Origin of the sequence: Stenotrophomonas sp. (genome assembly GCF_036662295.1) — a bacterium.
Lineage (GTDB): Bacteria > Pseudomonadota > Gammaproteobacteria > Xanthomonadales > Xanthomonadaceae > Stenotrophomonas.
The window spans coordinates 28,955-48,765 of sequence record NZ_JAVWXA010000024.1; the positions used below are offsets into that span (position 1 = coordinate 28,955).

Consider the following 19,811-nt stretch of genomic DNA (forward strand, 5'->3'; position numbering starts at 1 on the left):
GCCAAGGTCAGCGGCGGTGTGCGCTGCATCGCGACATTCCGCCGGCAATGACTACATTCAACTCAACTACCGGTCAGCGGTCGAAATCGATCGGATTCGCGCCCATAGCACCTCACTCATCCGACCCCGCCACACGCCCGCAAGTAATTTCCTAAGCTGGACATCATGTCGAGCAATCTCCTCAATTCCAGCGATGCAATCTCCTCCATGGGCAACGAGAAAATCCTCAAGCGGACCTGCCGCAAGATTGGCTAGCACCCTGTCACTGCCGTTTATCCGTCGGATCTCATCGATCACGCGCCAGGCCAACACACCGTCAGCCTGGATCAGATCATCAATGACATCCATAACCCAGGAATACGATTCCCGAACACCGGCTTCGACATCAGCGGGCAGCTGATTGAGCTCAATCCAGGCAACTGCCAGCCGATTTACCTCCACACGTTCAGCATTCATGATTTCTCACTTGGGCGAAGGCATCGTCGCCCGGTGCCATGCTTCGTTGGTGTATCCAGCACAGCGCCTTGTGGAAGCCTCCCCCAACAACCGCCGTCGCGGCGGCAGGGTGCGGTGGCGGCGAACCCTGTCTGCGCGGAGACATCCTGCATTTTCCTGTCCTGAGTTGGCAAAGAGAATGCGTTGTTCAAACGTGAGGACGCGCCATGACGAGCACTGCAGCCAGCACCCGTCCGGTCACTGCGCCGCGTCTACGCGCCGTTGCTCTTCAGCGCAGAGCAGCGTTATCAGCTCAGGATCAGTCTGCTCGTTCCACTGGTGTTGCCTCCCATCCGCGCTGGCGACAAAGCGTATCTCCACTCGCCAGGGAGTACCGCGGCCGTAGATGTCTGGGTGAACAATGCATTGCCTGTGGATGGCCACCTGGGCAGGGAGATCTACGCCGCGCCACACCGAATCGCGCGCCTCCTCATGCGCTTCATCGGCAACGGGCGCCATCTCCACATGGCGTACGGCGTACATCACATCCCGCGTCGAGTATGAGAAATAGTAATGATCCGTCTCCACGTCAAACCGTATGCGAATGTCGGTCGCGTCCAAAGGCACATCCACGATGCCGATGATGGAGGATTCGTCCGTGTGCGCGACATCGGAAAGCGAGCGATATACCCTCTCCTCATGGCGAGCGCAGCCACTCAGCGCCAGTACCGCCAGCAGCGCCAGCACCAACGAAGCAAAACGTACGCCTGGCGTCTCAGTCATGGGGTTTCATGATGATGGATGGTTCCCCTTGCGGATCGTTCATGCGTACCAAGTCCGTACGCTCGGCCCAGCCAGGTTCATGGCTGCAGCAATCTGCAGCGACAGCCGCCTTGCTGTCGAAACCGCCTTCAATCCATGACATTGGCTTCCTCGAACGGCGTGTCTTCGCTCCCTGGCCTACCCTGCCAGGCATTCAGAAACCGGATATCCGCCAGTGACGCCCGAATCGTCGCGTCTACTACCTTCGGAACATCGCAGTCTCCTTTCCAATCAAGCGGACTGGTCAGGGGGATTTCAGCAGAGACCTTCACGACCATTTTCCCTCCGTGGAACGACTTAACCGACACCTGACCCTGCCGCGCTTCTCCATAACAGCCCTTTTTACCTGCAAACGCACTGGGCCCGCTACTGAAGAACACGCGAACCTGCCCATCCCCCAGCGCGAACGTGTCGCCAGCGGCCGCATCGGCGGGAAGACGCACCGTCACCTTGCTGTAAGTCGCACCGTCAGTGCGCCGCGAACGACGATACTCGCGAACGGCCACGACCACCCCATCGCCAGGCGCAATGCGGTGGCATGAAAACTGGCGCTCGCGCGTTGCCACCCTGTCGCATCCATCGCGCACGGCGTCGGCATCATCCACGTAAAAGGCCTCCGCATCCGCGCCAAACGAATCGAGTGGCACCAGCCCGTTCACGCAGGCCAGGCAGACCAGAAAGAAAGTCACACCACGCCGAACAACGGCACGCTTGCCCAGTCGCTCCATCAACGTTTCGCTCCGCCCTTGCGTCAACATCCCTGTCCATCCCCATGTGCGGTTCCAAGGGCCGCTTACCCGTTCCCGATCCTATACCCTGCGCCTCGCCTGTGCGCTGCCGCAGTTGCCCAATACCCGTGCGATTCCGATCCAATGCCCAGCTGGGTCGATGCCACCGCTCGGGCTCGAATCGGATCCGCCACCAGCCTACATGCATACCCACCACCCTGTAGTGACCAGGACCCCGACCGCCTCAATATCCTGCTTGAAGCGGCCTGACTTCGGTCAGGTGCAACGGAAACACGTTGCGCCGACCTTGACTGCGGCAGGAACGAAACAATAGATTTCCTGCAAAGGGCGCCAGGATCCTGTGACATCCCGGATGTTGCCAGATGACTTTGCTATCAAGGGACGGGTGCAATGCCTCGCTACATCAAGCGATTTTTGGTCATGGCAGCGTTTGTGGCGGTATATTTTTCTGGAACGTTCACCGTCTGGATGATGCCAGGGCGGATTCCGGAAATAATGCCGCTTTTCGCAATTGTCTGGATGTATGTGACCCTAAGGCTTCTGAGGTATTTCTTCATAAAATCCGGCTGGACGACCGAAGAGTCGGAGCGATAAATCCGAGAGCGCTCGCCGCCCTCGATCCGCCGGCGCCGCAGAACAGAGCCTCGCCGTCGCGCACGATCCAGATCCGATCCGCCCAGAAATGAAAACGCCGGGCAATGCCCGGCGCTTTCCTTCAACCCGCCTCGCCCGCCGCCATCATTCAATGCACGGTGGCGTTCTTGTTGTCCAGGCGATCGATCACGCCCTGCATCGCGCTGTCGAACGCGCCATCATCGATGTGCGCGCGCAGGCGCCCCAGGCGCACCATCACCGCCAGTTCTTCCGGCGAGGCCACGCAGAAGCGGACGCCGCGACGATTGACGAACAGCAGCCGCGAGGAGATCGGGCTCACCCAGGACAGCTTGCCGGCCTGGACCTTGCCATCCTTGTCCACGAAATCCAGCCAGCTGCCAATCTCCAGGCCGCGGAAGCGGTCGGCGTCGGCGTTGTCGAAATCGCTCACGTCCACCTTGCTGCCGAGTTCGACCGACGCGCTTTCCTGGGTGGGCGGCACGGGCAGGACCACCTGCGGCAGCTCGGGCAGCGCGCGTTCCAGTTCCGGCCGTGATTCGGCAATGCCCTGCAGGGTGTCGTGCAGGGCATCGATTGCGCCGGTGGCCGCATCGGCATGCACGCCGACGCTGGCAAACACCTTGCGCAGGGCCGGGTGCCAGGCCTGCAGCCACGGCTTGCCCACGATCTGCCGGCGCGCTTCGGCCACTTCGTCCAGCATGCCGTCGGCCAGCGCCAGCGCCTCGCCCACCGAGGCGCCGTCTTCGCCTTCGCGCAGCACGGTCAGGGTGAGATGGTGCTGCCACGGCTGGCGCAGGAACTCGCCGATCGCCTGCGGCAGGGTGGCATCGGCGATGCGCCGGTCCAGCTCGGTGGCCGACCGGGTGCGCGCCATCTCCAGCTTTTCCTGGCCGCGCTGGGTCTCGGCGGCGCGGCGTTCGGCGATTTCGATGCGGCGACGGTGCTGGGTGAGGAAGTCGCGGAATTCTTCTTCCAGGGTGAGGAAGATGGCCAGGTTCTCGTTGAACTCGGCCACCAGGCGCTCGATGATTTCCTCGACCTTGCCCATCAGCACGCGCTCGGCCTGGCTTTCGCCGGTGTTGCCTTCGCAGGCCTCGGCCAGCGAGTTGAGCAGCTTGCGCGCCGGGTGGGTCTTCTGCACGAACATGCGGCGGTCGAGCATGGCCACCTTGACGAAGGGCACCACCAGCCGGCCGATCAGCTCGCGCGAGCGGCCCTCCAGGTCGCGCTCGTCGAGCATCACGTCAAACAGCATGCCGACCAGGTCGATGGCGTCCTCGTCCTGCGGGTCCAGGCGTGCCTGGGCCGGGTCCACGCCCAGGCGGGTGGCGCCGGAGAGCACTTCGCTCTTCAGGCGCTGCGCCAGCGACTCGCCGTCTTCGCCGATGGCCGCGCGCAGGGTGGCACTCGGGGTGGCCTGCAGCAGCGACAGCACCGACATCATCTCGCGCTGGCTGAGCGGGCGCTGCTGGCCGACCGCGACGCTGGCCGCCGAGGTGGCGTCCTCGCGCACGTGGCGGGTCTGCTGCAGCAGTTCATGCAGGGCTTCCAGCAGCATGCCCTGGTTGTTGCTCATGCCGTCGCCAGGGTCGGCGGCGGACTGGCCGGGATGGGCGGACTGCATCCGCCCGCGGCTCTCGGCCCAGCGGTCGGCAAAACGCCGCGCCCAGGCCGGTGCGGCCGCGTCGTCGCCACCGCCCAGCGCGTCGGGGTCGAGCGCGTCGACCAGGTCGTCCATCTCGTTGCGGGGCGACGGCGGGCGCGGCGCAGGGCGGCGCGGGGCGGCCATCTGCGGCATCACCCCGGCGGCGGCCAGCTGCTCGTCCAGGGCCTCGTAGCGCTTGCCGATCGGGCCGTGCAGGTCGCGCTCGCACAGCTTGATCAGCACCAGCCGCACTTCCGGGGCCAGCTCGCAATCGGCGAATGCCTCATGGATGGCCACGCCCAGGTGCTCGGGGCTGATCGGGTTGGTGTCGGCATTGAGTTCCAGGCCACCGGCGATCCAGCCCAGGCGGCGGTCCAGGCGGGCCAGCACCGGCTTCCAGTCGCGCAGCAGCACGGTGGCGAAATTGCGCACGGCCAGCCGCGATTCCAGCACGTGTTCGGGCACCAGGCTCAGGCCGTCTTCGATCTGGCCGGCCAGGGTGGCTTCGGCCGATGCCGGCTGGCCGTTCTCCAGCGCGTCCCAGGCCTGGGCCAGGTGGCCACGGAAGCCGCGCACGATGTCTTCGCGGCGGCGGCGCAGTTCGCGCATGCCATCCAGGAACAGCAACTGCGAGGCACCGGCGGTGCCGGCACGGTCGAACAGCACGTCATCGAAACGGGCCAGCACGGTCGCGAACGAATCGACCAGCGCCGGCAATACGCCGTCGCGGGCCAGCTTCAGCAGCGCAGGGTCGCGACCCGGCTGCCCCAATGCATTGGGCGTGGCGATCATGCGAAAAGGCTCCCCACCTTCGCGGGCACAGAATGCAGCATGGATACGATGGACACCGGCGCCCCCCAGGCACCTGCATCCGGATGGCAGGTCGGCCTACCGGTCAGGGACAGTGAAACAGTCCGCACGTTGAACCTCATGACCGGGGTACCGGCAGGCCTTGTATCGTAAGGCCAGCGTCCCCGGGAAGCGAGTACAGGCACGTGAAGGAATGCCGTTGATTAAGTGATGTTCATCACGCTTTGTCGCAAATGACCCGGAGATGGCCCAAAGCCGTGTCACAAACTGCCGCGACTATACTGGTTCGACCGTGACACTTGATCGAGACACCATGCCCGACTCCCCCGCGCTGCAAGCCCTGGACGCCCGCCGCTCGTTGCCTTCGCGGCAACTCGGGGAGCCCGGGCCGGACCCTGACACTCTGCTGCGGATGCTCGCCTCGGCGGTCCGCGTGCCCGACCACGGCAAGCTGGTGCCGTTCCGTTTCCTGCGGATCGCCGGCGATGCGCGTCACAGTCTGGGCGAGTTCCTGGTCCAGCGCAGCCGCGAGCGCGGCCCGCAGGTCTCCGCGGCCCAGCTGGAGAAGGACCGGCTGCGGTTTTCGCACGCCCCGCTGGTGATCACCGTGGTGGCCCGGCCGCAGCCCAATCCCAAGGTGCCCGAGCAGGAACAGCTGATGACCGCCGGCTGCGTGTGCTTTGCGCTGCTGCAGGCCGCGCAGGCGCTGGGCTTCGGGGCGCAGTGGCTGACCGCCTGGATGGCCTTCGACCCGGCCGTGCGCGCCCATCTGGGCCTGGCCGAGGACGAGCGCATCGCCGGCTTCATCCATATCGGCACCCCGCGTACCGAGGCCCCCGAGCGCGACCGCCCGGACCCGGCCGCGCTGCTGCAGGACTGGGCCGGTTGACGTGAGCCCGTTCCCCGCCACCGACATCGCGCCACGCCCGCCGCTGTACCTGGTCGATGCCAGCCTGTACGTGTTCCGCGCCTGGCATTCGATGCCCGATGAGTTCCAGGACCAGCACGGCTGGCCCACCAATGCCGTGCACGGGTTTGCCCGCTTCCTGCTGGACCTGCTGGAGCGCGAGCGCCCGCACCACATCGCCATCGCCTTCGACGAGGCGCTGGACAGCTGCTTCCGGCACCGTCTGTATGCCGCCTACAAGGCCAACCGCGACCCGGCCCCGGATGCGCTGCGCCGCCAGTTCGCGCACTGCAAGGCGCTGTGCGTGGCGCTGGGCCTGCCGGTGCTGGCCCACCACGAATACGAGGCCGATGACCTGATCGGCAGCGCCCTGCATGCCCGCCGCGAGGCCGGCATGCGCGGGGTGATCATCTCCGCCGACAAGGACCTGTCCCAGTTGCTGTTCGAGCATGACGAGCAGTGGGACTACGCGCGCAACCAGCGCTGGGGCATGGCCGGGGTGAAGGCGCGGCATGGCGTGCACGCGCACCAGATCGCCGACTACCTGGCCCTGTGCGGCGATGCGGTGGACAACATTCCCGGCGTGACCGGCGTAGGCGCCAAGTCCGCGGCGGTGCTGCTGGCCCACTTCGGCAGCCTGGACACGCTGTATGAGCGCCTGGACGAAGTGCCGTTCCTGCGCCTGCGCGGTGCCGCGCAGATGGCCGTGCGCCTGCGCGAGCAGCGCGAACACGCCCTGTTGTGGCGGCAACTGACCACCATCGCACTGGATGCGCCGCTGGACGTGGCCGAGGCCGACCTGCGCCGCGGCAGCGCCGATCCGCAGATGCTGCAGGGCCTGTGCGAAGCGCTCCGGTTTGGTCCGTTGACCCGGCGCCGGTTGTTCAGCGCCGCCGGCCTGCCCGATTCCCCTTCCATTGCCAGCGAGTTCGCATGAGCCCCAACACGCAAGCCCCCAAGGTCGTCTACGAAGGCAAATACCAGCGCATGGTGGTGCGCGGCACGTGGGAATACAGCGAGCGCACCCACGCCGGCGGCCTGGCGGCGATCATCATCGCGGTCACCCCGGAGGACAACGTGCTGTTCGTCGAGCAGTTCCGGGTGCCGTTGCAGGCCAGCACGATTGAAATGCCGGCCGGCCTGGTGGGCGACATCGACGCCGGCGAATCGATCGAGGTCTCGGCGATCCGCGAGCTGGAGGAGGAAACCGGCTGGACCGCCGAGCATGCCGAGGTACTGATGATCGGCCCGACTTCCTCCGGTGCCAGCAGCGAGAAGATCGCCTTCGTGCGGGCCACCGGCCTGCGCAAGGTGGGCGATGGCGGTGGCGATGCCAGCGAGAACATCACCGTGCACGAGATCCCGCGCCTGCGCGCGGCGGCGTGGCTGGTGGAAAAGATCGGCCAGGGCTTCGAGCTGGACGCCAAGCTGTGGGCCGGGCTGTGGATGATCGAGCACCACCTGGACGGCACCCCGCGTGGCTGATTCGCACGCCCACCCGATCGCCGCCGGCGCCCTGCTGGGCCCGGCCGATCCGGCGCCCTACGCGGTGCACCAGCCGCAGGGGCGCTCGTCCTACCTGCTGATCGCCGACCATGCCGGTCAGCAGGTGCCGGCCGCCCTGGCCAACCTGGGCCTGCCGCAGGCCGAATTGGATCGGCACATCGGCTGGGACATCGGCATTGCCGGGGTCACCTTGGAACTGGCGCGCCTGCTTGATGCCTGGGCGATCACCCAAACCTATTCGCGGCTGGTGATCGACTGCAACCGCCCGCTGGCCTCGCCCACGCTGATGCCGGCGACCAGCGACCACACCGACGTGCCCGGCAACCAGGCGTTGTCGGCGCTGCAGCGGCAGCAGCGCATCGAGGCGATCCACGCCCCCTACCATCGGCGTATCGAGGCCGAGCTGGACGCCCGCCAGAGCCAGGCCCGGCCGACGCTGCTGGTGATGATGCACAGCTTCACCCCGGTGATGGCCGACACCGTGCGGCCGTGGCAGGTGGGCGTGCTCTACCACCGCGATACGCGCTTCGCGCACGCGCTGCTGCAGGCGCTGCGCGACGAGGGCGACCTGGTGGTGGGCGACAACCAGCCGTATTCGGTCAGCAGCACCAGCGACTATGCGGTGCCGGTGCATGGCGAAGGCCGCGGGCTGGTGCACGTGGAGCTGGAGATCCGCCAGGATCTGATCGCCGATGCGGCTGGCCAGCAGGCGTGGGCGCAGCGACTGGCGCGCATCTTCACCGCGTTGCAGCCGCCGTTGGAAGCGCTGCTGCCTGGGTGAGGTCCGGTTGGGTGCGCGAGTAGGTGCGGCCGAAGTCGGTTTTCGTTGGGGCGACGGTGGCTGTGGGATGCCGGCCAGCGGCCGGCACTACCGATGTTGCGTCCGCGCTGTCGCAGATGACGGCCGTGCTAGGCCTCGTTCGCGCAGCCCGTTGCCGGCGCCGCTTCGTCCTGCTGCGGCCGCAACCACAGCGCCACGCCCACGCCGAGCAGGGCGAACAGCGCCGCGCCGTACTGCGCGTTGACCAGCCCCTGCAGCGCCTCGGCACTGCCGCCGGCGGCCTGCGCATCGCGCCCGGCGTTGGCCAGCATCACCAGCACCGCCAGCCCCAGCGCGCCGCCGATCTGCTGCGCCGTGGCGGCCATGCCGGAGGCCACGCCCTGCTGCGCGGCCGGCACGCCCTGCCCGGCCACGATCCACATCGCCGTCCAGGTCATGCCCTGGCCGATGCTCAGCACCATGATGCCCGGCAGCAGCGCCCAGTACGTGCTGCCATGCGGCAGCGCCACGGCCACCGCGGCGATGCCCACCGCGCCGGCGGCCATGCCCAGCGCCAGCACCTGGCGTGGCGAACGGCGCGCCAGCATCTGCTCGGCCACGCGGATGCCGTAGGTGCACACCAGCGTGGGCGGCAGGAACGCCAGCCCGGCCTGCAGCGCGCTCCAGCCGTAGCCATCCTGGTAGTACAGCGCCAGGAAGTAGTACTGCACCCCGAAGCTGCTCATGAACAGCAGGGTCAGCAGCATGGCCGCGCGCAGGCTGCGCAGGCGCAGCAGGGCAAACTGCATCAGCGGGTCGCCGCTGCGCTTCTCGATCTGCACGAACACCGCCAGCAGCAGCACCGACACGATCAGGCAGGCCAGCGTGCGCGGCGCCGCCCACCCCCATTCGGGGCCCTGCACCAGCGTGGTGACCAGCAGGCTGCCGCCCACGGTGACGGTCAGCGCGCCGGCCAGGTCGAACGAACGGCCGGCCTGCGGCGCCGGGTCGCGCGGCAGCCACCACCCGCCCAGCAGTGCGCACGCGCCAGCCACCGGCACGATCACCAGCAGCACCGAGGACCAGCCGAAATGCTGGGTCAGCACGCCGCCCAGCAACGTGCCCAGCGCCAGCCCACCGGCGCTGGCCATCGACCAGATCGCCAGCGCGCGGTTGCGCGGCGCCCCTTCGGCATACAGGGTGTTGATCAGCGACAGCGTGGCCGGGAACAACAGCGCCGCGCCGATCCCCTGCGCCGCGCGCGCGCCGATCAGCAGCCAGGCGCTGTTGCTGAAGCCGCCCACCAGCGAGGCCACCGCGAACAGCGCCATGCCCAGCCGGTACACCCGGCGCCGCCCCAGCAGGTCGGCCGCGCGCCCACCCAGCAGCAGGCAGCCGCCGAAGGCCACGGTGTAACCGCTGACGATCCATTGCAGCTGCTGCGCGTTGATCTGCAGTTGCACGCCCATCTCATGCAGGGCGACGAAGATGATGGTGGCGTCCAGGGCGATGATCAGCTGGGCCATGGCCAGCAGCGTCAGTGCCAGACGTGGCGGAAAGGAACGGGGGGAGTGGGTCATGCCGATGGGGAATACAGGGGAAGGGGGGCAGTCTCATTGATGACGGCCCACAAATAAATACGGATAATTCGATTTCTGCGATGCATTTTCGCATCAATCGAGAACAGCCATGGATCTCAACGCGGTGCGCATGCTGGTGCACGTGGCCGAGGCCCGCAGCTTCACCGTGGCCGCCGGGCAGCTGGGCCTCAGCCAGTCCGGGCTGTCACGGGCGATCGGCCGGCTGGAGGCCGAGCTGGGCGTGCGCCTGCTCCATCGCAACACCCGCAATGTGAGCCTCACCCCGGACGGCCGTCAGTTCGTGGACCACTGCACGCCGCTGTTGTGCGGGCTGGAGGATGCCGAGCGGCGCCTGGGCGACCGCCCGTGCACGCCCTCGGGGGTGCTCAAGCTGACCGCGCCGTCGATGTTCGGCCGCAAGGTGCTGGTGCCGCTGGCCGGCCAGCTCACCGCCGCGCACCCGCAGCTGCAGTTCGAGCTGGTGCTCAACGACCGCCTGGTGGACCTGGTGGAAGAAGGTTTCGATGCGGCGCTGCGTACCGGCCCCATCAGCGATGTGCGCATGGTCGCGCGCCCGTTGCGCCCCCTGCACTGGGTGACCGTGGCCTCGCCGGACTACCTGGCCCGGCACGGCATGCCGGCCACGGTGGAGGCGCTGCAGGACCACGTCTGCCTGGCGGTGCGCAACCTGCGCAGCGGGCGGCTGGTGGACTGGCAGTTCCGCGAGCGCGACGGCCAGCTGCGCGAGTTCACCGCGCCGGCGCGGATGGTGTTCGACAGCGGTGACCCGCTGGTGGAAGGCGCGCTGGCCGGCATCGGGATCGTGCAGGTGATGGATTTCGCGGTGGCCGACGCGCTCGCCGACGGCCGCCTGCAACGCGTGCTGCAGCCGTTCGAAGGCCGCAGCCGCGCGTTGTCGCTGGTCTACCCGCCCTCGCGGCAGGCCTCGCCGAAGCTGAAAGTGCTGGCCGAGGCGCTGCTCGCCGGCGCCTGGTAGGTACCGACCGTGGGTCGGCACCTGACTACCCCATCCGACGCCGCGCGCGCCACGACCAACGGTCGTGGCCTATCCGCGTTGTGTCCGGTGACGCGCTTGGGTCGTCGCGCGCCGGGTCAGCCGGCGAACCGGTCGGTCGCGCGCACCAGGGCATCCACGTTTTCCGCCTCGAACGCCGAATGGCCCGACGCCGGGCTGATCTCCAGCGTGGAGGCCGGCCAGGCCTTGTGCAGTTCCCAGGCGTTCTGCAACGGGCACACCACGTCGTAGCGGCCGTGCACGATCACCCCGGGGATGTCGGCGATGCGCGGCATGTCGCGCAGCAGCTGCTCTTCCACCTCGAAGAAGCCACCGTTGACGAAGTAGTGGTTCTCGATGCGGGCAAAGGCCAGCGCGAACTGCGGGTCTTCATGGCTGTTGATGAAGTCGTCGTCCACGTGCAGGAAGCTGGTCGCGCCCTCCCACACCGCCCACGCCTTGGCGGCCGCCAGCCGGGTGGCTTCGTCGTCGCTGGTCAGGCGACGGTGGAACGCCGAGATCAGGTCATGCCGCTCCACCGCCGGGATCGGCTTGAGGTAGTGCTCCCAGGCATCGGGGAACAGGCGGTTGGCGCCTTCCTGGTAGAACCACTCCAGCTCCCAGCGGCGCAGCATGAAGATGCCGCGCAGCACCAGCGCGGTCACGCGCTGCGGGTGGGTCTGCGCATAGGCCAGGGCCAAGGTCGAGCCCCAGCTGCCGCCGAACACCTGCCAGCGATCCACCGTGAGGTGTTCGCGCAGCTTCTCGATGTCGGCCACCAGGTCCCAGGTGGTGTTGTCCACCAGGTCCGCGTGCGGGGTGGAACGCCCGGCGCCGCGCTGGTCGAACAGGATGATCCGGTACTTGGCCGGGTCGTGGAACTGGCGCATTTTCTCGCTGCACCCGCCACCGGGGCCACCGTGCAGCATCACCACCGGCAGACCATCGGGGTTGCCGCACTGCTCGAAATACAACGTGTGGCGATCATCGACCTGCAGGGTGCCGACGTCGTAGGGGGTGATGGCGGGATACAGCGTACGCATGGCGGAACTCCGTTGTTGGGGGCAGGCGCGAGGGGGTGGAATCACCACTCGCGCGGGCTGATCAGCGCCTCGACGTCCACATCGAACCCGTAGCTGCGCGCGATCAGCTCGAAGTCGGCCCCGATGTTGTCGCGGGCGGCGGTTTCCAGTTCGCTGTCCTGTGCTTCGAACGCCTCGCCCAGCACGTTGAATTCCAGCGTGGCCGCATGGGTGAGCGACATCAACGCCGGGCCGTCGGCCGGGCGATCGCGCTCGATGCGGTGGCACAGGCGCAGCAGGATCTGCTGGCCTTTGGCCACCAGCGCCGGGGGGAAATACGCGTCCTGGAGCATGTCGGCGAGGAACACATGGGACTGCAGCGTCGCGTTGGAAATGGCGGGAGGGGCCGTCGTCATGGTGCTTCCTTTCTGATGGACGGCCATTCTACCCGCGCCATGTTTCAGGCACCGTCAGCGCGCGCCCGGCAGACAGCCGCGCGTCACCCGGTCGCGGTCTTCCAGGTCGCGCTCGGTATGCACCTGCGCCAGGCCGGCCTGGGTGAACAGCGCGCGGATCGCCGCGCCCTGGTCCCAGCCGTGTTCGATCAGCAGCCAGCCACCGGGCAGCAGGTGCGCGGCGGCCTCGGCGACGATGAGGCGGATGTCGTCCAGGCCGTCGATGCCCGACGCCAGCGCCGTGGCCGGCTCGTGGCGCAGGTCGCCCTGCTGCAGGTGCGGGTCGTCGCTGGCGATATAGGGCGGGTTGCTGGCGATGAGATCGAAGCGCTGGCCCTGCAGCGGCGCAAACCAGGCGCCCTGCAGGAAGCGCACGCCCTGCAGCCCGTTGCGCGCGGCATTGGCACGCGCCACCGCCAGCGCCTCGGCGCTGATGTCGGTGGCCACCACCGTGGCCTGCGGGCGCTCGCTGGCCAGCGCCAGGGCGATCGCCCCGCTGCCGGTGCCGAGGTCGGCCACTGCCGCGGCGGTGCCCACCGGCAGCCGCGCCAGCGCCAGCTCGACCAGCAGCTCGGTCTCCGGACGCGGGATCAGCGTGGCGGTGTTCACCGCCAGGTCCAGGGTCCAGAAGCCACGGTGGCCCACCAGGTAGGCCACCGGCTCGCCGGCCACCCGCCGTGCCAGCAGGCCGGCAAAGCGCGCCGCCTCGGCCGGCGCCACCGGGTCGGTGGCGTGGGCGAACAGCCAGCTGCGCTCCCGCTCCAGCACGTGCAGCAACAGCAACTCGGCCTCGTGCCGCCCCTCCACGCCCGGCAGGGCGGAGGCGGCCTCGGCGAGCAGCTGGCGGACGTCGCGGGGGGCAGCGGTCATGTCGGATCAGGGCGAAAGTCGGGGCGCGCAGTGTAGGCCACCGTCGAGTTGGGTTCAGCCAGGCGGCTGCTCGGATAAGCGCTGGCTATTGTCGTGAGGAACCCTCAAATCCTGAAAAAGTCATGCAGGACAAGGGTTTCGCCGCGAATAGCCTGATCGGTTCATCCATCGATAAGGCCTTTTTGATAGACTATGGCTATCGTATAGATGCAATCAATGGATTGTCCTTATAGGAATGGAGCCGCTAACCTGTGTTGGTCGCTTCACCCACCCCCTTCACCAAGAGGAATACCGATGTCGCTCATCAATACGCAGATCAAGCCGTTCGAAGCCAACGCCTACCAGAACGGCGAGTTCATCAAGGTCTCCGACAGCACCCTGAAGGGTCAGTGGTCCGTGCTGATCTTCATGCCGGCTGCCTTCACCTTCAACTGCCCGACCGAGATCGAAGACGCCGCCGATCATTACGCCGAGTTCCAGAAGGCCGGTGCCGAGGTGTACATCGTCACCACCGACACCCACTTCTCGCACAAGGTGTGGCACGAGACCTCCCCGGCCGTGGGCAAGGCCCAGTTCCCGCTGGTCGGCGACCCGACCCACCAGCTGACCAACGCCTTCGGCGTGCATATCGCGGAAGAAGGCCTGGCCCTGCGCGGCACCTTCATCATCAACCCGGAAGGCGTGATCAAGACCCTGGAGATCCACTCCAACGAGATCGCCCGTGACGTCTCCGAGACCCTGCGCAAGCTGAAGGCTGCCCAGTTCACCGCCGCCAACCCGAACCAGGTCTGCCCGGCCAAGTGGAAGGAAGGCGAAAAGACCCTGACCCCGTCGCTGGACCTGGTCGGCAAGATCTAAGGCCGTCCCCCACCCCCATTCCCGTTCCGACGGGGGTGGGGGTGAACCCAAGCCGGTGCCTGCACGCCGGCTTGGGTTCACCCCCACGTCGCGCAGGTGCATCCGCCGGGTGCGCCCACGCCGTCCGCTTGCCTGAATCAAGGAGTTTTTCGATGTTGGATGCCAACCTCCAGTCCCAGCTCAAGACTTACCTGGAACGCGTCACCCGCCCGATCCAGATCACGGCGCACGTGGACGACGGCGCCAAGTCGCAGGAAATGCTGGAGCTGCTCAACACCCTGGTGTCGCTGTCGGCGCAGATCCGCCTGGACGTGCGCCGCGACAGTGCCGAGCGCACCCCCTCCTTCGCCCTGACCACCCCCGGCCAGGACATCCACCTGGCATTCGCCGGGCTGCCGATGGGCCATGAATTCACCTCGCTGGTGCTGGCCCTGCTGCAGGTGGGCGGCCACCCGTCCAAGGCCACCGCCGAGCTGATCGAGCAGGTGCAGGGGCTGGACGGCGAGTTCCGCTTCGAGACCTATTTCTCGCTGTCCTGCCAGAACTGCCCGGACGTGGTGCAGGCGCTGAACCTGGCCGCGGTGCTCAACCCGCGCATCCAGCACGTGGCGATCGACGGCGGACTGTTCCCGGCCGAGGTCGAGGCGCGCCAGATCATGTCCGTGCCCACCGTGTACCTCAATGGCGAGATGTTCGACCAGGGCCGCATGACCCTGGAGCAGATCGTGGCCAAGCTGGACACCGGCTCGGCCAAGCGCGACGCGGAAAAGATCGCCGCCAAGGCGCCCTTCGATGTGCTGGTGGTGGGCGGCGGCCCGGCCGGCGCGGCCGCGGCCATCTATGCCGCGCGCAAGGGCATCCGCACCGGCGTGGCGGCCGAGCGTTTCGGCGGCCAGGTGCTGGACACCATGGCCATCGAGAACTTCATCTCGGTCAAGGAAACCGACGGCCCCAAGCTGGCCACCGCGCTGGAACAGCACGTGCGCGAGTACGAGGTGGACATCATGAACCTGCAGCGGGCCAGCGCGCTGACCCCGGCCGGCGACGACGGCCTGGTCGCGATCACCCTGGAAAACGGCGCGGTGCTGAAGTCGCGCTCGGTGGTGCTGTCCACCGGTGCCCGCTGGCGCCAGATGAACGTGCCGGGCGAGGCGCAGTACCGCAACAAGGGCGTGGCCTATTGCCCGCACTGCGATGGCCCGCTGTTCAAGGGCAAGCGCGTGGCGGTGATCGGCGGCGGCAACTCCGGCGTGGAAGCGGCGATCGACCTCGCGGGGCTGGTGACGCATGTGACCCTTCTGGAATTTGATGACACACTTCGCGCCGATGAAGTGCTGCAGAAGAAGCTGCGCAGCCTGGGCAACGTCACCATCATCACCAGCGCCCTGACCCAGGAAGTGTTGGGCGATGGCCAGAAGGTGACGGGGCTGGTCTACCAGGACCGCGTCGGTGGCGATGCGCACCGGGTCGAGCTCGAAGGCATCTTCGTGCAGATCGGGTTGCTGCCCAACACCGAGTGGTTGAAGGGCTCGGTGGCGCTCTCCCCGCGGGGCGAGATCGTGATCGACGACCGTGGCCAGACCAGTGTCCCCGGGGTGTTCGCAGCGGGCGATTGCACCACCGTACCGTACAAGCAGATCATCATCGCCATGGGCGCCGGTTCCACCGCCGCACTGAGCGCTTTCGATCACCTGATTCGTACATCCGTTCCCAAGAGCAGCGGCGCTGTCGCCGAAGCTGCCTGAAACGTCCAGGGTCCCGGTTCGCCGGGACCCACCTGCTGGGTAAGCCACGTCATCACCCGGTCCATTACCGTGTAGAGGTCCAAGGAAATGAACCTACGTGATCTGAAATACCTGGTGGCGCTGGCCGACCACCGGCACTTCGGCCGCGCCGCGGCGGCGTGCTTCGTCAGCCAGCCCACCCTGTCCACCCAGATCCGCAAGCTGGAGGACGAGCTCGGCCTGCCCCTGGTCGAGCGTGCCCCCCGCAAAGTGATGCTCACCCCGGCCGGGGTGGAGGCGGCGGCGCGTGCGCGCACGATCGTGGCCGAAGTGGAACAGATGAAGGAAGCGGCCCGACGCAGCCGTGACCCGGAAGCGGGAACGGTGCGGCTGGGGATCTTCCCCACGCTGGGCCCGTACCTGCTGCCCCATGTGATCCCCAACATCCGCGAGCGCTTCCCGCAGCTGGAGCTGCTGCTGGTCGAGGAAAAGAGCGACGAGCTGCTGGCGCGCCTGCGCGAGGGCAAGCTGGATGCGGCGCTGCTGGCGTTGCCGCTGGACGATGACCAGCTGCACGCGGAGTTCCTGTTCGAGGAGCCGTTCCTGCTGGCCGTGTCCGGGCAGCATCCGCTTGCCCGCCGCCACCATCTGGATGTGCAGGAGCTGTCCACCCAGAAGCTGCTGCTGCTGGAGGATGGCCATTGCCTGCGTGACCAGGCGCTGGCGGTTTGCCGCCTGTTCGGCGCCAATGAAAAATCCGAGTTCCGCGCCACCAGCCTGGAAACGCTGCGCCAGATGGTGGCCGCCGACGTGGGCATCACCCTGCTGCCCACCTTGTCGGTGAAGCCGCCGGTGCCGCGCTCGGAGAACATCCGCCTGCTCGATTTCCAGGGCGATGATCGCCCCAGTCGCCGCATCGCGATGGCCTGGCGCCGCAGCTCGGCGATGACCGGTTTCCTGCAGCAGCTGGCACAGCAGTTCAAGCGCCTGCCCGATGGCCTGTTCACCCTGGAAAACACCGATTCGGAGATCGGCCAGGCCGCGCGCGGCACCGCCTGATCCGGCGTGCCACGCAGCCCCTGAACGTGCCGCATCCCACCCGATGCGGCACGGGTCGCTTCCGCCTTCGATAGGCAGCACAATAGAACCCAGGCGGTGCCAGCAGGCGCCGCCTTTTGCATGGGCCATCATCAATCGCAAGGAGCTTTACATGTCCACTTCCAGCGGGCTGCCCCCGTCCATCATTGTTTCCAGCCACGACATGGATCGGCTGGATGCCATGCTTGAATCGCCCGCGGTCAGCCAGACCCCGGCGGCGCAGGCACTGGCCCAGGAACTCAACCGGGCCACGGTGGTGGCGCCGGCGCAGATGCCCGAGGGCATCGTCATGATGCATTCGCGGGTGGAATGCGAAGATGAGCTGCAGAACGAGAAGCACGTGCTGACGCTGGTCTACCCGCGCGAAGCCGATGTTGAACAGGGCAAGGTGTCCATCCTTGCACCGGTCGGCACCGCGCTGCTGGGCCTGGCCGTGGGCCAGACCATGGACTGGGATGCCCCGGGCGGCCGCAAGCTGCGCCTGCGCGTGACGGCCGTCCACAACCAGCCCCATCCCTGATTTCCGCCTGCCACCGGGCAGGCTCCCGTTTCGTACCAGGAGTCGCAATGAACACCGTTTCTCCGTCCAAGCTCACCCAGTTGCGTGATCTCTCCGTGGTGGTGGCCGATACCGGCGACTACGAGGCGATCAAGCGCCTCAAGCCGGTCGACTGCACGACCAATCCGACGCTGGTCAAGAAGGCGCTGGACCTGCCGGTGTACGCGGAGCTGATCGAGCGCGAGCTGGCCTGGGGCCGCGAGCAGGCGGGCGAGCGCGAGACGATCGTGCACGCGGTGGCCGACCGGCTGACGGTGGGCGTGGGCACGCTGCTGAGCACGTTGGTGCCCGGCCGCGTCTCCACCGAAGTGGATGCCGACCAGGCCCACGATACCGACGCGACGGTGGCCAAGGCGCGCCAGTTTATTGCGATGTACGAAGCGGCCGGCGTGCCGCGCAGCAAGGTGCTGATCAAGATCGCGGCCACCTGGGCCGGCGTGGAGGCCGCACGGGTGCTGCAGGCCGAGGGCATCGACTGCAACCTGACGCTGATCTTCAACCCGACCCAGGCGCTGGCGTGTAGCGAGGCCGGCGCCTTCCTGATTTCACCGTTCGTGGGCCGTATCCTGGACTGGTACGTGGCCAACGGCCAGTCGCCGGCCAGCATCGACGCCGACCCGGGCGTGGTGTTCGTACGCGGGGTGTATGCCGAGTTCAAGCGCCGCGGCTCCCCCACCGTGGTGATGGGCGCCTCGTTCCGCTCCACGGCGCAGATCGAGGCACTGGCCGGCTGCGACCGGCTGACGATTTCGCCGGACCTGCTGGAGAAGCTCGACGCCGACCACGGCGCGCTGCCGCGCCAGCTGGTCGCCGGTGCAGCCGAGGCGGTCACGGTGACGCCGATCGATGCCGCGCGTTTCGCGGCCGACCTGGCCGCCGATCCGATGGCCACCGAGAAGTTGGCCACCGGCATCGATGCGTTCGCCAAGGACCTGGAAGCCCTGCGCCAGACCATCCGCGAACGGCTGTAAGCGCGGCCGGTTGCCGGACAACAGAAGGCCCCGCATGGCGGGGCCTTTTGCGTTGCTGGCCGCCGACCCACGGCCGGCGCTGCCAGGTGGGTCAGGCGTCCACGCCGATCGGGCAGCTCACGCCGGTGCCGCCGATGCCGCAGTAACCGTTCGGGTTCTTGGCCAGGTACTGCTGGTGATAATCCTCGGCGTAGTAGTACGTCGGCGCCGGGAACACGATCTCGGTGGTGATCGCGCCGTGGCCGGCCTCGGTGAGGCGCTCCTGGTAGGCATCGCGGCTGGCCAGGGCGGCATCGAACTGCGCCTGGCTGGTGGCATGGATGGCCGACCGGTACTGGGTGCCGGTGTCGTTGCCCTGGCGCATGCCCTGGGTGGGGTCGTGGTTTTCCCAGAACACCTGCAGCACCTGGGCCAGGCTGATGATGGCCGGGTCGAAGACCACGTCCACGATCTCGGTGTGCCCGGTCAGGCCTGAGCAGACTTCTTCGTAGGTCGGGTTGGGCGTGCTGCCACCGGCATAGCCGACCGAGGTGGTGTAGACGCCCGGCAGCGTCCAGAACTTGCGCTCGGCGCCCCAGAAGCAGCCCATCGCCACGCGGATGCGCTGCAGGCCGGCAAATCTGTCCTGCAGCGGGTGGCTGTTGACGAAATGCTGGTTGTGCAGCGGAAGCGGGTGGTCACGACCCGGCAGCGCTTCATCGGGGCGCGGCAGGCGCTGCTTGAACGCACCGATCCCCAACAGGCCCTTGGCGATTCCCAACATGGCAGTCTCCTAGGCCGGCAACAGGCCGGCGCTTTCATCCCCGTCGAATATGGGGTCGTCCGGGGCGCCGCCCAAGTCCAGGCCGGCCACGATGTCCTCGGCCTGCGGCCGCGCCAGGTCCGGCACGCAGACCCGCAGCACCCCGAACAGGGGCAGCTCGCCCATGCCGCCCAGCAGCGATTCGCCGAACACGAAGGCCGGGATGCCCGCATCCTCCAGGGCGTGCTTGACCAGATGGGCATCGAACAGGTTGTCGGCCTGGTAGATCACGTGCATGGGCGGGGCTCCGGGGGGCGTGGGGTCAGCATACGCCCGGGGGCTGAAGGCGTGCCGACCCGCGGGAGGGCTGCCGGGACGCGTCCGGGGGAACCGGCCGGCATCGCCTGGACGGGTAATGCCGGCCGCTGGCCGGCGCCTCGAAATGCGCGTGGACGGGTAGTGCCGGCCGCTGGCCGGCTCCTCGCAATGCGCGCGGATGGGTAGTGCCGGCCGCTGGCCGGCTCCTCGCAATGCCCGTGGATGGGTAGTGCCGGCCGCTGGCCGGCTCCTCGCAATGCGCGTGGACGGGTAGTGCCGGCCGCTGGCCGGCTCCTCGCAATGCCCGTGGGTGGGTCGGGGCCGGCCCCCGGCGGCCGCGCGGCACTCCC

21 protein-coding genes are annotated in these 19,811 nt (G+C 67.7%); 10 read left to right on the forward strand and 11 right to left on the reverse strand.

All coding sequences use genetic code 11. From position 1 onward, the window contains the following. Positions 1–66: 66 nt before the first annotated feature. From RSA25_RS07065 to RSA25_RS07085, 5 genes are all read right to left on the reverse strand, one after another. Positions 67–456: a DUF6869 domain-containing protein gene (locus RSA25_RS07065; protein WP_332808193.1), complete on the reverse strand. Its 390-nt coding sequence runs from the start codon at positions 454–456 to the stop codon at positions 67–69. A 237-nt stretch (positions 457–693) separates the two neighbouring features. Next, complete coding sequence (locus tag RSA25_RS07070; RefSeq protein WP_332808194.1) at positions 694–1,218, reverse strand: hypothetical protein; 525 nt, start codon at positions 1,216–1,218, stop codon at positions 694–696. A 128-nt stretch (positions 1,219–1,346) separates the two neighbouring features. Continuing rightward, complete coding sequence (locus RSA25_RS07075) at positions 1,347–1,985, reverse strand: hypothetical protein (RefSeq protein WP_332808195.1); 639 nt, start codon at positions 1,983–1,985, stop codon at positions 1,347–1,349. Between the two features lie 419 nt (positions 1,986–2,404). Further along, the gene (locus RSA25_RS07080) at positions 2,405–2,752 is read right to left on the reverse strand and encodes a hypothetical protein (protein ID WP_332808196.1); all 348 of its coding nucleotides are present in this window, start codon (positions 2,750–2,752) and stop codon (positions 2,405–2,407) included. Continuing rightward, a complete protein-coding gene (locus RSA25_RS07085) occupies positions 2,749–5,058 on the reverse strand; it encodes a DUF1631 domain-containing protein (RefSeq protein WP_332808197.1) in 2,310 nt (769 codons plus the stop codon). The genes RSA25_RS07080 and RSA25_RS07085 overlap by 4 nt, the downstream gene beginning before the upstream one ends. A gap of 331 nt (positions 5,059–5,389) precedes the next feature. On the opposite strand from RSA25_RS07085, the gene RSA25_RS07090 reads away from it, so the two are divergent. From RSA25_RS07090 to RSA25_RS07105, 4 genes are read left to right on the forward strand one after another with little or no spacing between them, the layout of a single operon-like run. Then, a complete protein-coding gene (locus tag RSA25_RS07090) occupies positions 5,390–5,965 on the forward strand; it encodes a nitroreductase (protein ID WP_332808198.1) in 576 nt (191 codons plus the stop codon). Position 5,966: 1 nt separating this feature from the next. Further along, complete coding sequence (locus RSA25_RS07095) at positions 5,967–6,920, forward strand: 5'-3' exonuclease H3TH domain-containing protein (RefSeq protein ID WP_332808199.1); 954 nt, start codon at positions 5,967–5,969, stop codon at positions 6,918–6,920. After that, positions 6,917–7,468, forward strand: a complete 552-nt coding sequence (locus tag RSA25_RS07100; RefSeq protein WP_332808200.1) for an NUDIX hydrolase — start codon at positions 6,917–6,919, stop codon at positions 7,466–7,468. The genes RSA25_RS07095 and RSA25_RS07100 overlap by 4 nt, the downstream gene beginning before the upstream one ends. After that, on the forward strand, positions 7,461–8,270 hold the full coding sequence (locus RSA25_RS07105; protein WP_332808201.1) for an N-formylglutamate amidohydrolase: 810 nt from the start codon (positions 7,461–7,463) through the stop codon (positions 8,268–8,270). The genes RSA25_RS07100 and RSA25_RS07105 overlap by 8 nt, the downstream gene beginning before the upstream one ends. 128 nt (positions 8,271–8,398) lie before the next feature. Here the strand turns inward: RSA25_RS07105 and RSA25_RS07110 are convergent, their stop codons facing one another. Next, positions 8,399–9,829: an MFS transporter gene (locus RSA25_RS07110; RefSeq protein WP_332808202.1), complete on the reverse strand. Its 1,431-nt coding sequence runs from the start codon at positions 9,827–9,829 to the stop codon at positions 8,399–8,401. A 109-nt stretch (positions 9,830–9,938) separates the two neighbouring features. Here RSA25_RS07110 and RSA25_RS07115 point away from each other — a divergent pair, with 109 nt between their 5' ends. Continuing rightward, complete coding sequence (locus RSA25_RS07115) at positions 9,939–10,826, forward strand: LysR family transcriptional regulator (RefSeq protein ID WP_332808203.1); 888 nt, start codon at positions 9,939–9,941, stop codon at positions 10,824–10,826. Between the two features lie 116 nt (positions 10,827–10,942). Here the strand turns inward: RSA25_RS07115 and pip are convergent, their stop codons facing one another. From pip to prmC, 3 genes are read right to left on the reverse strand one after another with little or no spacing between them, the layout of a single operon-like run. Further along, positions 10,943–11,887: a prolyl aminopeptidase gene (gene pip / locus RSA25_RS07120; RefSeq protein ID WP_332808204.1), complete on the reverse strand. Its 945-nt coding sequence runs from the start codon at positions 11,885–11,887 to the stop codon at positions 10,943–10,945. Between the two features lie 41 nt (positions 11,888–11,928). Then, positions 11,929–12,282: a DUF5713 family protein gene (locus RSA25_RS07125; RefSeq protein ID WP_332808205.1), complete on the reverse strand. Its 354-nt coding sequence runs from the start codon at positions 12,280–12,282 to the stop codon at positions 11,929–11,931. Positions 12,283–12,336: 54 nt separating this feature from the next. Beyond that, positions 12,337–13,191, reverse strand: a complete 855-nt coding sequence (gene prmC / locus RSA25_RS07130; protein ID WP_332808206.1) for a peptide chain release factor N(5)-glutamine methyltransferase — start codon at positions 13,189–13,191, stop codon at positions 12,337–12,339. 294 nt (positions 13,192–13,485) lie between these two features. Between prmC and ahpC the strand changes: the two genes are divergently transcribed. The 5 genes from ahpC to RSA25_RS07155 all read left to right on the forward strand — a co-directional run bounded on the left by ahpC (position 13,486) and on the right by RSA25_RS07155 (position 18,401). Next, on the forward strand, positions 13,486–14,049 hold the full coding sequence (gene ahpC / locus RSA25_RS07135; RefSeq protein ID WP_068849365.1) for an alkyl hydroperoxide reductase subunit C: 564 nt from the start codon (positions 13,486–13,488) through the stop codon (positions 14,047–14,049). Positions 14,050–14,201: 152 nt separating this feature from the next. After that, positions 14,202–15,794, forward strand: coding sequence for an alkyl hydroperoxide reductase subunit F (ahpF, locus tag RSA25_RS07140; RefSeq protein ID WP_332808207.1), 1,593 nt, complete (start codon positions 14,202–14,204; stop codon positions 15,792–15,794). 87 nt (positions 15,795–15,881) lie between these two features. Continuing rightward, positions 15,882–16,832 (forward strand): DNA-binding transcriptional regulator OxyR, encoded by a 951-nt coding sequence (gene oxyR, locus RSA25_RS07145; protein WP_332808208.1) that lies wholly within the window; start codon positions 15,882–15,884, stop codon positions 16,830–16,832. Positions 16,833–16,983: 151 nt separating this feature from the next. Beyond that, a complete protein-coding gene (rnk, locus tag RSA25_RS07150; RefSeq protein ID WP_332808209.1) occupies positions 16,984–17,391 on the forward strand; it encodes a nucleoside diphosphate kinase regulator in 408 nt (135 codons plus the stop codon). 47 nt (positions 17,392–17,438) lie between these two features. After that, positions 17,439–18,401, forward strand: a complete 963-nt coding sequence (locus RSA25_RS07155) for a transaldolase (RefSeq protein WP_332808210.1) — start codon at positions 17,439–17,441, stop codon at positions 18,399–18,401. Between the two features lie 91 nt (positions 18,402–18,492). Here RSA25_RS07155 and msrA read toward each other — a convergent pair whose 3' ends face one another. Further along, positions 18,493–19,143 (reverse strand): peptide-methionine (S)-S-oxide reductase MsrA, encoded by a 651-nt coding sequence (msrA, locus tag RSA25_RS07160; RefSeq protein ID WP_332808214.1) that lies wholly within the window; start codon positions 19,141–19,143, stop codon positions 18,493–18,495. Positions 19,144–19,173: 30 nt separating this feature from the next. Further along, complete coding sequence (locus RSA25_RS07165; protein ID WP_332808211.1) at positions 19,174–19,440, reverse strand: DUF2007 domain-containing protein; 267 nt, start codon at positions 19,438–19,440, stop codon at positions 19,174–19,176. Positions 19,441–19,811: the final 371 nt, after the last annotated feature.